The sequence below is a fragment of the Micromonospora sp. M61 genome, from assembly GCF_018070245.1.
GTDB classification, from domain to species: Bacteria; Actinomycetota; Actinomycetes; order Mycobacteriales; family Micromonosporaceae; genus Micromonospora; species Micromonospora zamorensis.
The window spans coordinates 1-13799 of record NZ_JAGPYA010000038.1 but is presented as its reverse complement, the minus strand read 5'-3'; the positions used below and the strand labels follow the sequence as shown (position 1 = coordinate 13799).

The following is a 13799-nucleotide window of genomic DNA, read 5'->3' as shown; positions in this document are numbered from 1 at the left end:
GATGCTGTCGCAGGTGAAGGGCTTGTCCCGACATTTCACTGAGGAGACCCTGCGCGCGTACCTCATCGGTCGTTCGGTCCGTCGAGACGACGGCTGCCTGATCGTGCGCGGTTACGGCAGCCAGCGGGGCGTGTACCAGAAGGTCGCCGGGCGGGCCTGGGCCCACATCACGGCCTACGTCGTCTTCGTCGGTGGATACGACCCCGGGTTGGATGTGCGCCACCTGTGTGGCGCGCCGGACTGCATCGAACCCACCCATCTCCAGCAGGTGGCCCACGCCGAGAACTGTCGCAGCCGCACCCAGCAGCCGCGTTGCCGAAACGGGCACGAGCGGGAGCTCGATCCAACGAGTGGTCGCTACCGCACTGTGTGTCGAGTGTGCAACAGCGAGGCGCAGAAGAGGTGGCGCGTACGGCAGTCCGAAGAGGTTGCCGCAGCACGGGCCGCGTACGGCCGGCAGGTGGGCTGAGCGCGCAGGACACTGCGGCCGGGCAACCCCCGTGAGCCGTCTGGCGTGAGTCGAGCGGCGAGGTCAACGAGACATTGCGTAGAGGGTCAGCGCAGCCAGCGACGGCGCATCGACGATTTCGCCAGCCAAGACCATGGCACGGATCTGGGCGTCGGTGAACGACCGGTGCACCATGTCCTGCTCGGTCGCCTCGCGGTCCGGCTCTCCCTCGGTCAACCCGGTGGCCAGGTAGACGTCGAAGCCCTGGGTGGAAAAGCCGTACGCCTCGTACAGGTGCCCCAGATGGGTGACCGTCTCCGCTGTCCCGGCGGTCCATCGCACTATGCTCACAGACCAACTGCATCGGAGGAAACCTATTGCTTCAAGAGGCCAACGTCGCGAAGGCGTTAGTCCTCAAGCGCCTGACCGCGTACCTCGTTATGCGGAGCTGGCGCACGTCGCGCGGGGGTGACCGGTCCGTATGATCCGGCGATGATCAGTGAGTCGTTGCGCCCCGGCCCGGCGGCCACCGGGCGGCGACCGCCCAGCATCAGCGCCAGCGTGCTGCTGTTCGCGTTCTGGTGGGTGTACGTGCTTGCCGTTGACATCGCGCTCCTGGCCGAGGTCGGCGGCGCCGGGAACTCGCTCGCCCTGGGTGGCTGCACGGTGGCCGTCGGTGTCCTGCTCCGTGGCCTCCGGCGCGGGGGTCCGACCGCGTGGCGGGTGGCCCAGCGATTCGCCGTGGGCGTCGGGCTCGCCTTTCTCGGTGGTGCCGGGACGATGCTGCTGTTCGGGCCGCGCCTCGGGTCGCTGATCACGCCGCCGGTCGAACCCCTTGTCGTCGTGGGGATCCTGGGCGGACTGCTGGCGGTGCTGGCCCTGCTCGTCAGCGGGCTGCTGCTCCGCACCGCTTCGGCCCGGGCCTGGTGCGGTCGCTGATCGCTCATCGACCAGGACGTCGCCCTGCATCAGTGCCGCAGGAGTCCGGTCGTCTGGATCGTCTCCACGTGCCCGGTCGGCGGCGCACTGCGGTGCAGCTCAAGCCCGACGTCGACGACGACGGAGCGCTCCAGGGTCGAGACCTGTGCCATGGGTGTCCACTGCGCCAGGTCGGTCGTGCCGCACGTCTCGGATCGAAGCTCACCGGCAACGATCCGGGCCCGGTAGAAGATGGCCAGCATGTGCAGCTCGACAACATCCCTGTCGTTGCGCTCCACATTCCTCGTACGGGAGTTCACACCGAGCAACTGCTCGACCTGCGCCTCGTACCCCGTCTCCTCAGTCACCTCCCGCACGACGGCGTCGAACGGATCCTCGGCGTGTTCGACCCCGCCGCCGGGCAACGTCCAGTGCCGCCGGGCACCGTCGGGCGAAACCCAACGGGCGAGCAGCAGGTCCTCATCCCGTAGACACACCGCGTACGCGGCGACCCGGAGCCGTTGCGTGATCACAGTGACCAGGATGTCGCAGTCTCGGGGGAAGCGCTGCCCTCGAACGGGTTGAACGGTTCTGTCAGAACGATTCTCCTGAGATTTCGGCGGTAAGGCTGTCGGCGCGCAATGCCGATCACCGACCTGAGCCGCTTGGCGGCTTCCCACCTGATCGGGTCTGTCAGAGCGCTGACCTAGCCCTGCGCGCGTACCTCATCGGTCGTTCGGTCCGTCGAGACGACGGCTGCCTGATCGTGCGCGGTTACGGCAGCCGGAGGGGCGTGTACCAGGAGGTCGCCGGGCGGGCCTGGGCGCACATCACGGCCGGCAGGTGGGCTGAAGCCCTTCCCGTAAGTGGCTGAGTGAGCACGTGAGCTGGGAATCGGGTCGCTTCAGGAGCGTGACGACAACATCCTGAATCATTACGCACAAGAACTGTCATTATGATGCCTGCCCGCTTCGCCCGCTTTGTAGCAGCTAATTATCGGATTACTGTTACCGGCAAACCGTTAACGTGCCCAGACGGCGAAGCGGAGCTTGTGGCAGCGCGCGAGTTGGTGAGTTGACCCGAGCTCTCAAGGACCTGAAGGTCCTGAGGTCAGCTCAGGTAAGCGACGACGTCTGATCCACGCGCCCGCTCAGGGCCGGAGCCAGCGATCGAACCAGGCGCGAGTCCGGCGCAGGACGTCGAGTTGATGGTTGCGTTCCCGGACCGAGTGGCCCTCTCTCGGGTAGATCACGAACTCGTGCTCGACGTCGAAGTGGCGCAGCGCCCGGTGGAGGTACACGGCCTGCCCGAGGGGAACGTTGGTGTCCTCGGCACCGTGTAGGATGAGCACCGGAGTGCGGATGCGGCTGGCGAAGGAGATCGGGCTGACCGCGTCATGGGGGTGTGGGCCGATGCCGGACCAGCCGGTGCTGCCACCGAGCGCGGCTTCGAACTGGCCGTTCTCCCCGGTCGCGGCGAGCATGCCCCAGTCGACGACGCCGGCACCGACCAGCGCGGCCTGGAAGCGGTCGGTCTGGCCGACGGCCCAGGCGGACATGAAGCCGCCGTGACTCCAACCAGCGATGCCCAGCCGGTCGGGGTCGGCGATGCCCTGAGCGATGAGCAGGTCGATGCCGGTCAGGATGTCGGTCCACTCCTGCCCTCCGACCCGACCGGCGACGCTGGCGGCGAACTGGTGACCATGGCCCTGGCCGCCGCGCGGGTTGGGCAGGAACACCGCGTAGCCGGCGGCGGCCAGCCACTGCGCGCTGGGGAACCAGAACAACTGGCACCGATCGGCGTAGCGATCGTAGGGGCCTCCGTGCACGATCGTGACCAGCGGGAACGGGCCTTCCGATGCGGACCTTCCGACCGGCAGCACGAGCAAACCGTCCAGGTCGAGGCCGTCGGCGGCGCGGTAGGCCAGCGGTTGTTGCGTGCCGAGTGCGATGCCGTCCAGGTCCGGGCGGGTGTTGGTGATTCTTCGCAGCGGCCCGGTCGACGGCCCGATATGAACGTTCGGGGGTTGATAGCGGGTGCCGGTAATGGCGGCGATCTGTGTGCCGGTAGGAGTGGTGGTGACGTTGTCGAGGCGTCCGGGGTGATGCGACAGGGTGCTGAGGCCGGCGGGGTCGAGCCGGGCCAGTGTCGTGTTCAGACCGTCGGCGAACACCACCAGCGGGGCGCCACCGGTCTGGCAGAGCTGGGTGGGGCACATCGAGACACCAGCTGTCCGGTTGCGCAGGACGCGGCTGTCCACGGCCAGGTCGAACACGGCGGTGCCGGCCTGCAGCACCGGCGGGGTGAGCGCGACGTAACCGAGGTGCCAACCGTCCTCGCCCGGCCACCAGGCCAGAGATCGTGCGTCGGCCGCGACCGGGCCAAGGTTCTCCGCACTCCCTGTCGTGGGGTCGAACAGGTGCAGTTGGCCGGTCCGCGGGCCGTGGTCGTTGTCGGCGCTGGCCCAGGTGAGCACGGCAAGTGGGCCGCCGCCGGGACGTTGGCACAGTTCCACGACGTGCCGGTCGCCGAACACACCCGGGGTGGTGATCCGGCCGGTGCGCAGGTCGAGCATCCGCAACCGGGCACGCGATTCGCGCTCGCCGACGACTATGGCGTCGTCTCGGTCCCGGGCGCGGCGCGCGTCCTGCTCGGTGGGTTCGTCCTCCGCGAGCAGAGCGACCAGGTGGGGGTCGCTGAGCGGCAGGTGGTCGATGACGCCGGCTCGCCAGTTGGTCACCGTGGTCACCGCGCCGTTGGCGGGGGTGAATCTGTGTAGCTGCGGGGTGCCGCGGTCGGCGCGGTCGGACAGGAAGAACAGCGTCTCCGAGTCGGCCGACCAGAGCGGCCGGGACTCGGTTGCGGTGTCGGCTGTCGCCCTGCGCGGCGCGACGGCGTCATCGGTGCCGGCGAACCAGAGTTCGGTGTCGAGGTGGTCACCGGCCCGGCTGATGGGAGCGAGGACGTAGCAGAACAGGCGCCCGTTCGGGGCCAGCGCCGGGGTCTGCGGGGCACAACCGTCGACCACGACCTCGGCGGTCAGACCCGTCATGCGATCAGTCTGCCAGCATCGACATATGTTCTTAGTGGAGGAACGCGACCTGATCCGGCGGCGGCTGCTGCACCTGGCGGAACAGGACCCCGCTGTCGTCGCCGCCGCGATCACCGGCTCACACGCCACCCCGCCAGCTACGCCAAAGGCGCCCACCTACTGCCCGCCGACATCACCGGCCCGCTCGAAACGACCCTGGTCCGCTCCACTGATGAGACCGAGTTACGCCGTGCGCTCTCGGCTGCCGCAACGTCCCTGACCGCGGAACTCACTCGCACGGACCCGACCCTGGCCGAGCGACTACACCCGATTCTCACCGAGATCGCCGCGATCAGTCGACGGCCACCGGGCAGCAGGCCACACGCCCAGTTGCCGCAGCAACGCTGAGGTCCAAACGCTGCACGTCTCGCACGGTCGGCGGCACCGCCGATCGACCGGTCAGGATCCTGGTTGGGCTCCAGGCCCGGGCAACAGGTCGATGTCTGTAGCCCGCATGGGCTCTTCGCACTCCGAGCACCGCAGCTCCACGTGGCTGATCTTGCCGCAGGCGTGGTGGCGGTAGAGCACGGGCGGGCCGGCCTCGCCCGCCGTCCACCGATCACCCCACCGCACCATCACCAGCAGCAGATCGCAGAGCTCCCTGCCCTTGTCGGTGAGCAGGTACTCGTGGCGGACCGGCCGGTCCGAATACTCACGCCGGGTCAGGACGCCCTGTTCGACCAGCCAGCTCAGCCGTTCGGCGAGCACCTTGCGGGACATGCCGAGGCCCCGCTGGAGTTGCTCGAAGCGGTGCGTGCCGGCGTAGACGTCGCGCAGGATCAGCGGAGACCACGGCTCACCGATGACGTCGAGGGTGCGGGCGATCGAGCACGCCATGGCGCCGAACTGCGTTCGTTGCATGACGCCACGATACGCAAAGGTGGTTCCTTCAAGGAACTGACTCTGTTAGCGTCACATCAGTCCATCCCCTTAAGGAACGGACTGGCCCTGTCCCCCCTCTCCACACGCGTGTGGAAGCCGAAGGAAGGCCCGCATGAACCATCCGCCGATCGTGCCGACCAAGGACTGGCAGGACGCGGTAGACGCCCTGCGCGTACGCGAAAAGGCACTCACCCGCCAGCTCGACTCAGTGGCCGCGGCGCGTCGCCGGCTGCCGATGACGCCGGTCGAGCAGGACTACGTGTTCGAGGGCCCGTCCGGGCCGGCCAGTTTGAGCGACCTGTTCCAGGGCCGCCGCCAGCTCATCGTGTACACGTTCATGTGGCACGGCATCGACGCCGTCTGCTCCGGCTGCTCGATGTTCACCGACAACGTCGGACACCCGGCCCACCTCAACGTCCGCGACGTCACCCTCGCGTTGACGTCTCACGGCCCACTGGACGACCTGCTGGCGGTGCGGCGGCGAATGGGTTGGGACCTGCCCTGGTACTCGTCGCTGAACAACAGCTTCAACGCCGACATGGGCACCGGTGACGGATTCGCGCTGAACGTCTTCCTCCGCGCCGACGACCGGATCTTCCGCACCTACACCACCACCGCCCGCGGCGTGGAACGGCTCGGCAGCAACTGGACCTTCCTCGACCTGACGCCCTACGGCCGACAGGAGACCTGGGAGGACTCGCCGGAAGGCTGGCCGCAAACCCAGCCCTACCGGTGGTGGCGACTGCACGACGAGTACGACACGACCAGGGATCCGTCATGACGGTCGACACGCCAGTCGCTGAACTCCTCTTCCAGCAGGAGGATGCGACACCCTTCAACACCGACGCGGCGACACTCAAGCCGTGGAGCCAGGCGTTGGCCTGCCTGCGGTCGGCGCACAAGTGTTGGCTGTCCACTGTGGGACCGGATGGTCGGCCACACGCCGCGCCGGTGATGGTCGTGCTGGTCGACGGGGCGCCGTGCATTGCGAGCCGCCCGCACTCCCGTAAGAGCCGAAACCTGGCTGGCAACCCCCGCGCTGTCATCACGGTGAGCAGCGAAGATCTCGACCTGGTGGTGAGCGCTGAAGTTCACCAGGTGTCCGGCGGGACCGCACTGCGCCGGGTGGCCGCCGCCTTCGTCACAAAGTACGGCTGGACGTTCGACATCAGGGACGGCCGGGTCCACGACGAGAGTCTGCCCGGATCACCCGAGTACGCCTTCTACCAGGTCTCCCCGGTCCGGGCTTTCGGCTACGGCACGGACGGGCTCACCGCGACCCGTTGGCGGTTCAACCGCACCTGAGGTCACGCCGAGCCCGTCCGCCGCTGGTATGTCGGGGCCGCACTCCTCGACGTCGGGGCCGCCGGCCTGCGATCAGTGGGCGGGCTCGCCGAACCAGCGGGAGAGGTGTTGGTCCAGGCTCTGCTGATCGTCACCGACCCAGGCGACGTGCCCGTCGGGGCGCAGCAGGACACAGGGGACGTCCAGCTCCGCGGTGGGATCCGTCAGGTGATCGACCCGGTCTGACCAGCCGCCGACGCTCAGGCGTTCGGTGCGGTCCAGCAGCAGGCCCCGGCCGCGATGCAACAGACCGTAGAGGTTGCCCTGTTTCACGGCGACGTCGGGCAGGCGGCGGCCGAGCAGGTCGGAGCCCGCGCCGAAGTCGTACCGGATGTCGATCGCTGTGATCTTCTCGATCAGGTGGCGGTTCACCTCGTCGAAGTCCATCAGCTCGGTGAGCAGCCTGCGTACCGCCTGCGGGCCTGGTTCGGGGGACAGCAACTCCATCTGGGCTCGGGTGTTGTCCAGCACGTCCGCGGCGACCGGATGACGTTCGGCCTGGTACGTGTCCAGCAGAGCCTCCGGCGCCCAGCCCCGGATGTGCGCGGCCAGTTTCCAGCCGAGGTTGAAGGCGTCCTGAACGCCCAGGTTGAGGCCCTGTCCCCCGATGGGCGGATGGATGTGGGCGGCATCGCCGGCCAGGAGGACGCGGCCGACCCGGTATCGGTCGGCCAGCCGGGTGGCGTCCCCGAAGCGGGACAACCAGCGCGGGGAGTGCACACCGAAATCGGTTCCGGCGATGGTGCGCAACTGTTGTTGGAAATCCTCGAGGGTGGGCGCCACCGCACGGTCGCTGACTCCCGCGGCGGGGACCACGACGCTGTAGACCCCGTTGCCTGCGGGCCGGAGCCAGAACGGGTGATGGTTTTCGCGGATCGCGTTCACCGTGGCGGCGATCTCCTCCTGCGGCGTGCCCACCTCCATCTCGCCCATCAGCGTCTCGGTCCGTGCGGGCTCCCCGGGAAAGCCGACGCCGAGCAGTTTGCGCACCGTGCTGCGCCCGCCGTCACAGCCGACGAGATAGCGCGAGCGCAGTTGCTCCCCGTCGGTCAGCTCGACGGTCACACAGTGGTCGTCCTGCTCGATGCCGACGACCGCGCGACCACGCCGAACCTGCGCGCCCAGTTCGATCGCATGCTCTTCGAGCAGGCCGACGATGACTGGCTGCGGGATACCCAGCAGATAGGCGTACGCGGAATCCAGGTCTTTCGGTGCGGGTTTGGCGATGGCCGCGAAGAAGCCAGCGGCCGGCCGCTGCCTGCCGTGCGGAAGGACGCGATCCAGCAGGCCGCGCATGGCCAGCAGTTCGAGGCTGCGGACATGCAGACCGACGATACGGACGAACGAGGCGGGCTCGGTTTCCTTCTCCACCACGAGGACCCGTACGCCGTGCAGCAGCAGTTCGGCGGCCAGCATCGCACCGGTCGGCCCGCACCCGACAATGATCACGTCGAAGATGAGGGGCGTGCGATCCGCACTGGTGGACGGCGACTCGACCCTGGTCTGAGACGCGGGCTCGGCGGTGAATTGTTGAGGGCGCATGGGTGTTGCCTTTCGGGAGGGCCTTGTTGGCGGGGCGCTCCCGGCGACACCTACGTCAATCGCCCGGTCGTGACGGAAGGGGGAGCACCCACATCGCTGCATCGTTCATGGGTCTCACCTCCTCGGGCGGGTCACGTCACCTGCAAGCTACAAGCCCGACCATCGTCCCGCCAGCTATTTTCAGTCATGGTCACGGGCCCACGCCTTCTCGTCCGCGCGGCGTTCGCGGCGCTCGCCCTGTCGCCGTCAGCGGTCCTGCAGGCGGGTCAGCGATCGGTGGAGCCACTCGGCCATCAGCGCGCGTTCGGCGTCGGTGAGCCCTGGGAGGTCGGGCAGCACCGTCGCGAACGTCACCGCGACCGCGTTCGTGGCCGTGTCGGGTGTCGCCGGAGTTGTCGCCAGGATGCTGGTGAGCACAGCGTCGAGCATGGCCTCGCTCAGACCGGGGTCGCGCTGCTCCGGGGGCACTCCCAGCAGGGTGAGGATGGTTCCGTTGCCCGCAGAGTGGATCATCAAGAGTGCGCGCTGCTCGTCGACCCGCAGGAGGCCGGCTGCGGCGAGTCGCCGAACGCGGCGACGCAGCACGTCGAGGCCCGCGACCGTCGCCGGTGAGGGTGCGCCGCTCCCCCGCGTCGCGATCAGCGCGTACAGCTCGGGGTTCGCCAGGCCGAAATCCACGTGCGTACGCCATCCGGCTCGCAGCTCCGCGACCGGGTCACCCGCCGCGACGTCCGCCGCGACCGACTTGCCGCTGACATAGGTGGCCATGACATGTTCGGCGACGGCGTCGATGAGGCCGTCCTTGTCGCCGAACAGGCGGTAGATGGTCGGGGCCTGCACTCCTGCGGCCTGGGCGACGGCGCGCGTCGTCACCGCGTTCGCGCCCTTCGCACGCAGCAGTTGGGTGGCTGCCGCGACGATGCCGGAACGGACGTCGTCGCGAGATGCCGTGTCCTGCGTCGTCACCATGAACCGATGCTAACAGCGCCTTGTTATCTGCGGAATATCGGTGTTAACGTCGGAGGCGAATCACCGATAACAAGGAGCGTTCATCATGTTGGTCGTCACCGGTGCCACTGGTCAGCTCGGGTCCCAGATCGTTGACCTGCTCCTCGACCGGCTGCCACCCGAGGCCGTGGGCGTGAGCGTGCGCGACGTCGACAAGGCCGCGGGCCTCGCTGAGCGCGGTGTCCGGGTCCGTGCCGGAGACTTCACCGACCCAGCCACGCTGGCGCACGCCTTCGAGGGTGCCGAGAAGGTCCTCATCGTGTCCGCCGCCATTCGCGGCGCCGGTGCGCTCGTCGCGAACCGCGCCGCCGTCGACGCCGCCCGGGCCGCAGGAGTCAAGCGAATCCTGTACACCAGCCACCAGGCGGCCTCCAGGGACTCGCTGTTCGCCCCCCAGCCCACGCACGCCGCAGCTGAGGAACACCTGGCCGGCCTGGGGGTTCCCTTCACCGCCCTGCGCAACGGGTTCTACGCGAGCACGCTCAGCTACTCCATCGGTGCGGCGCTGGAGACCGGGCAACTCGTGGCGCCGGCGGACGGGCCGGTGTCCTGGACCGCGCATTCCGACCTGGCCGAGGCCGCAGCCATCGCAATGGTCGAGGAGGGCCTGCTCGATGGCGTCACGCCCGCGCTGACCGCGGCGGAGGCGCTCGACCTCGAAGCGGTGGCCGGCGTCCTCACCAGGATCACGGGCCGCGCCATCACCCGAGTGGTCCTCGGCGACGACGAGTGGAAGGCCGATGCCGTCGCGCATGGCATGCCCGCGGCAGCCGCCGAATTCACCCTGGGCATGTACCGCGCAGCGCGACGGGGAGAGTTCGCCGTCACCGACCCGACGCTGGAAACCCTCATCGGTCGTCGACCGACGTCCGTCCGTTCGGTGCTCGAGGCCATCGTCTCCCAACGGTGATGCGTCCTGACGAGCACCGGGCCTGCGAGCCGCTGAGTTGACCCTCGACCGGGTCGAGGCCCGACCATCGGCGACATGGACAACCAGCCGACATCCGACCCGACCATGACCCGCATCGGTGCGGCGGTGCAGCTCGGCCGATCAGGGCAGAAGGCTCTCGCCCGGGACGCCCTCGCCGCACTGTGGGACGAGATCGGCCCCACCGGCGACGCCTTCCACCGCTGCACCCTCGCCCACTACCTCGCCGACCTCCAGGACACCACCGAAGCGGAGCTGGTGTGGGACGAGCGCGCCCTGGCCGCCGTGTCCGACCTGACCGACGAGCGCGCCCGGCGTTACCTGTCCTCGCTCCAGATCCAGGCGTTCCTGCCGTCGCTGTACCTGAATCTGGCCGACTGCCACCGGCGCCTGGGCAACCCCGCCCAGGCCCGGGAGCACCTGGCCCGGGCCGGCGAACACCTGGTGCACCTGTCCGACGACCCGTACGGCGAGGCCATCCGCGCCGCCATCCGCGAGTTCGCCGCGGACGACCCGAGCGACGCCCGGCGGTGACGGTCGGCGGGGCCTGACGGCGATCTGTAGGTTGTCTTCTTGACGGGCGGCTGAGGTGTAGCTAAGTTTCAGCCACCCGGACTGAGAGGCGTCTATGCAGACCCGACTCGTTACCGCGACCGCCTGGGCGGCCACACTGGTGGCCACCCTCGCTTCCCTCCCTGCCCAGGCCGCCACGCCGGCGCGCCCGCCGAATGCCGAGCACGGCTGGGTGACGTCCACGCTGCGACACATGAGCCTGGAGCAGAAGGTCGGCCAACTCTTCGCCACCTACGTCTACGGCGGTGACGCCGTGGACCCCAGCGCCACAGACCGCGCCGCGAACCTCGCCGCCTTCGGTAAGGAGACCCCGGCCGAGGTGATCGAGCGGTACCACCTGGGCGGCGTCTGCTACTTCTCCTGGTCGCACAACCTGGACAGCCCCCGGCAGATCGCGACCCTCTCCAACGGACTCCAGCGGGCCGCCCTCGGCGGCGGGGCAAAGGGCAGGGTGCCGCTGCTCATCTCCACCGACCAGGAGCAGGGCGCGGTGGTGCGAATGCCGTCCCCCGCCGCCCAGTTCCCCGGGTCGATGGCGCTGGGTGCGGGGCGGTCGGCCCAGGCCGCCCGGACGGCGGCGGAGGTCACCGGACGCGAGCTGCGCGCCGTCGGCATCCGACAGCCGTACGCGCCGATCGCCGACGTCAACGTCAACCCGGGCAACCCGGTGATCGGGGTGCGGTCCTTCGGCGCCGACCCCACCCTCGTGGCCGACCTCACCGCCGCCCAGGTCACCGGTTTCCAGGACCGGGCCGGGGTGACCGCCGCGGCGAAGCACTTCCCCGGTCACGGCGACACGGCCACCGACAGCCACACCGGCCTCCCGGTGATCAACCACACCCGCGCCGAGTGGGATCGGATCGACGCGCCGCCGTTCAGGCGGGCCATCCGCGCCGGTGTCGACACGATCATGACCGCGCACATCGTGATCCCGGCGCTCGACCCGTCCGGCGACCCCGCGACCTTGTCGCCCACGATCCTCACCGGCGTGCTGCGTGGCGAGCTCGGTTTCCGGGGCGTCATCGTCACCGACGCGCTCAACATGGCTGGCGTACGGGCGAAGTACGGTGACGAGCGGGTGCCCGTCCTGGCGCTCAAGGCCGGCGCCGACCAGCTCCTGATGCCGCCGGATCTCGCGCTGGCGCGGGACGCGGTGCTGCGGGCCGTCGCCACCGGCGAGCTCACCGAGGGTCGGATCGACGAGTCGGTCCGACGCATCCTCGGCGTGAAGTATCGCCAGGGACTGGCCCGCTCCCCGCTGGTCGACGTGGACAAGGCCGTGCGGACCGTCGGCGCTCCGGAGCACCTCGCCGCCGTCACCCGGGTCACCGACCCCACGCTCACCGCCGTCCGCAACGACGCCGGAGTGCTGCCCCTGCCCCACGCCGACCGGTCGGTCCTGATCACCGGCTGGGACAGCGCTGCCTCCGCCCCGGTCACGACGGTCGCCGCCGGATTCACCGCACGTGGTGCCCGTGCCACCGCCCGACCGGCGACCCTGCCCTCCGACGCGACGATCGCCGCCACGGCGAGCCAGGCCGCCGAGCACGACCTGACCGTCGTGCTCGTGAACAAGGCGTGGGACACCGCCGTCACCGACCCGCGAGCCACCCAGCAGCGCCTGGTCGCTGCGCTGCTGAGCACCGGGAAACCCGTTGTCGTCGTGGCCGTCCGCGACCCGTACGACATCGCTTACCTGCCGGGTGTCACCACCTACCTGGCGACGTACTCGTACACCCGCGCGGCGATGGACGCCCTCGTCCGCGCGCTGCACGGCGAGTTGTCCCCGAGCGGACGGCTGCCCGTCACGATCCCCACGGCCGAGGGGGCGGGCTCCGTGCTCTACCCCTACGGCCACGGCCTGAGCTGGTAGGAGGCAAGCATGCAGCGGAGGAATCTCCTCATCGGCGCGGTCGGCGCGGGCGCGCTGGGGGCGGGGACGCTCGGCGCAGGACCGGTGTCGGCCGGCTCCCGTGCCCGTCGGGTCCGCACCGGCCTCGACGAGCTGGTGTCGTCCGGGTTCGCCGAACTCGCCGGTCAGCGTGTGGGCGTCGTGTCCAACCCGACCGGGGTCGACGCGTCCTACCGGCACCTCGTCGACCTGATGCACGGCTCCGGTCGGGTGCGGCTGGTCGCGGCGTTCGGCCCCGAGCACGGCTTCCGCGGCTCCGCCCAGGCCGGTGGCAGCGAGGGAACCGGCGTCGACGCACGCACCGGCATCCCGGTGTACGACGCGTACGGCGCCTCGCAGGCCCGGTGGGAAGCCATGTTCACCGAGGCCGGGGTGGACACGGTGGTCTTCGACATCCAGGACGTCGGAGTCCGCTTCTACACCTACATCTGGACGATGTACACCTCGATGGTCGCCGCGGCCCGAGTCGGCAAACGCTACGTCGTGCTGGACCGGCCCAACCCGATCGGCGGGCGGGCCTACGGGCCGTTGATGACCAGCCCGTACACCTCGGGTGTGGGGTTGAAGGAGATCATCCAGCAGCACGGGATGACCGTCGGGGAGCTGGCCCGGTTCTTCAACGCCACGTTCCTGCCTGCCGAGGCGGGGCGACCGGTCGACCTGCACGTGGTTCGCTGCCCGCACTGGAAGCGCGACGCCCTCGCCGCCGACACCGGCGTGCCGTGGGTGATGCCCAGCCCGAACATGCCCACCCCGGACACCGCTCTGGTCTACCCGGGCACCGGGCTGTTCGAGGGCGTCGCGTCGATCACCGAGGGGCGCGGCACGACTCGCCCGTTCGAGCTGATCGGCGGGCTGGCGACGGACTTCGACCACCACTGGGGTGACCGGCTCAACGCCCGGAACCTGCCCGGCGTCGAGTTCCGCGAGGCGTACTTCTCGCCGACCTCGGCCGGGCAGAAGCCGGACCTGCTCAACAAGCTCTGCGCCGGCGTCGAGGTCAAGGTCGTCGACCCGTCGGTGTACGACCCGATCCGCACGGGCGTGGCCATGCTCGTGGAGGCGCACAAGTACCCGGCGTTCGCCTGGCGACGCGACTCGTGGGACACCGTGCGCCCGTACTGGATCGACAAACTCACCGGATCGCCGCGAC

The 13799-nt window shown here is 69.5% G+C and carries 14 protein-coding genes; 8 read left to right on the top strand and 6 right to left on the bottom strand.

The window, feature by feature from the left end; all coding sequences use genetic code 11:
* Position 1 precedes the first annotated feature (1 nt).
* Entirely contained in the window at positions 2 to 469 is a 468-nt protein-coding gene (locus KBX34_RS21290) for an HNH endonuclease (protein ID WP_210926508.1), read from the top strand.
* A 63-nt stretch (positions 470 to 532) separates the two neighbouring features.
* Here KBX34_RS21290 and KBX34_RS21285 read toward each other — a convergent pair whose 3' ends face one another.
* The gene (locus KBX34_RS21285; RefSeq protein WP_210926506.1) at positions 533 to 799 is read right to left on the bottom strand and encodes a hypothetical protein; all 267 of its coding nucleotides are present in this window, start codon (positions 797 to 799) and stop codon (positions 533 to 535) included.
* Between the two features lie 141 nt (positions 800 to 940).
* Between KBX34_RS21285 and KBX34_RS21280 the strand changes: the two genes are divergently transcribed.
* On the top strand, positions 941 to 1387 hold the full coding sequence (locus tag KBX34_RS21280) for a hypothetical protein (protein WP_210926504.1): 447 nt from the start codon (positions 941 to 943) through the stop codon (positions 1385 to 1387).
* 29 nt (positions 1388 to 1416) lie between these two features.
* Here KBX34_RS21280 and KBX34_RS21275 read toward each other — a convergent pair whose 3' ends face one another.
* The 3 genes from KBX34_RS21275 to KBX34_RS21265 all read right to left on the bottom strand — a co-directional run bounded on the left by KBX34_RS21275 (position 1417) and on the right by KBX34_RS21265 (position 5318).
* Complete coding sequence (locus KBX34_RS21275) at positions 1417 to 1899, bottom strand: NUDIX hydrolase (RefSeq protein ID WP_210926503.1); 483 nt, start codon at positions 1897 to 1899, stop codon at positions 1417 to 1419.
* A 617-nt stretch (positions 1900 to 2516) separates the two neighbouring features.
* Positions 2517 to 4418, bottom strand: coding sequence for a prolyl oligopeptidase family serine peptidase (locus KBX34_RS21270; protein ID WP_210926501.1), 1902 nt, complete (start codon positions 4416 to 4418; stop codon positions 2517 to 2519).
* Positions 4419 to 4856: 438 nt separating this feature from the next.
* Positions 4857 to 5318 (bottom strand): helix-turn-helix domain-containing protein, encoded by a 462-nt coding sequence (locus KBX34_RS21265; RefSeq protein ID WP_099853503.1) that lies wholly within the window; start codon positions 5316 to 5318, stop codon positions 4857 to 4859.
* A 133-nt stretch (positions 5319 to 5451) separates the two neighbouring features.
* On the opposite strand from KBX34_RS21265, the gene KBX34_RS21260 reads away from it, so the two are divergent.
* Positions 5452 to 6120 carry a DUF899 domain-containing protein gene (locus KBX34_RS21260; protein ID WP_210926499.1) on the top strand — a complete coding sequence of 223 codons (669 nt, stop codon included), beginning with the start codon at positions 5452 to 5454 and terminating at the stop codon, positions 6118 to 6120.
* Positions 6117 to 6644, top strand: a complete 528-nt coding sequence (locus KBX34_RS21255; protein ID WP_210926497.1) for a pyridoxamine 5'-phosphate oxidase family protein — start codon at positions 6117 to 6119, stop codon at positions 6642 to 6644. Before KBX34_RS21260 ends, KBX34_RS21255 begins: the two co-directional genes overlap by 4 nt.
* 72 nt (positions 6645 to 6716) lie before the next feature.
* Here the strand turns inward: KBX34_RS21255 and rox are convergent, their stop codons facing one another.
* A complete protein-coding gene (rox, locus tag KBX34_RS21250; RefSeq protein ID WP_210926558.1) occupies positions 6717 to 8141 on the bottom strand; it encodes a rifampin monooxygenase in 1425 nt (474 codons plus the stop codon).
* A gap of 330 nt (positions 8142 to 8471) precedes the next feature.
* On the bottom strand, positions 8472 to 9194 hold the full coding sequence (locus tag KBX34_RS21245; RefSeq protein WP_210794004.1) for a TetR/AcrR family transcriptional regulator: 723 nt from the start codon (positions 9192 to 9194) through the stop codon (positions 8472 to 8474).
* 85 nt (positions 9195 to 9279) lie between these two features.
* Between KBX34_RS21245 and KBX34_RS21240 the strand changes: the two genes are divergently transcribed.
* The 4 genes from KBX34_RS21240 to KBX34_RS21225 all read left to right on the top strand — a co-directional run.
* A complete protein-coding gene (locus KBX34_RS21240) occupies positions 9280 to 10143 on the top strand; it encodes an NAD(P)H-binding protein (RefSeq protein ID WP_210926495.1) in 864 nt (287 codons plus the stop codon).
* A gap of 75 nt (positions 10144 to 10218) precedes the next feature.
* Complete coding sequence (locus tag KBX34_RS21235) at positions 10219 to 10695, top strand: hypothetical protein (RefSeq protein ID WP_210926494.1); 477 nt, start codon at positions 10219 to 10221, stop codon at positions 10693 to 10695.
* Between the two features lie 94 nt (positions 10696 to 10789).
* A complete protein-coding gene (locus tag KBX34_RS21230; RefSeq protein ID WP_210926492.1) occupies positions 10790 to 12607 on the top strand; it encodes a glycoside hydrolase family 3 protein in 1818 nt (605 codons plus the stop codon).
* A 9-nt stretch (positions 12608 to 12616) separates the two neighbouring features.
* The coding region (locus tag KBX34_RS21225; RefSeq protein ID WP_210926490.1) for an exo-beta-N-acetylmuramidase NamZ domain-containing protein at positions 12617 to 13799 on the top strand (1183 nt) is incomplete at its 3' end.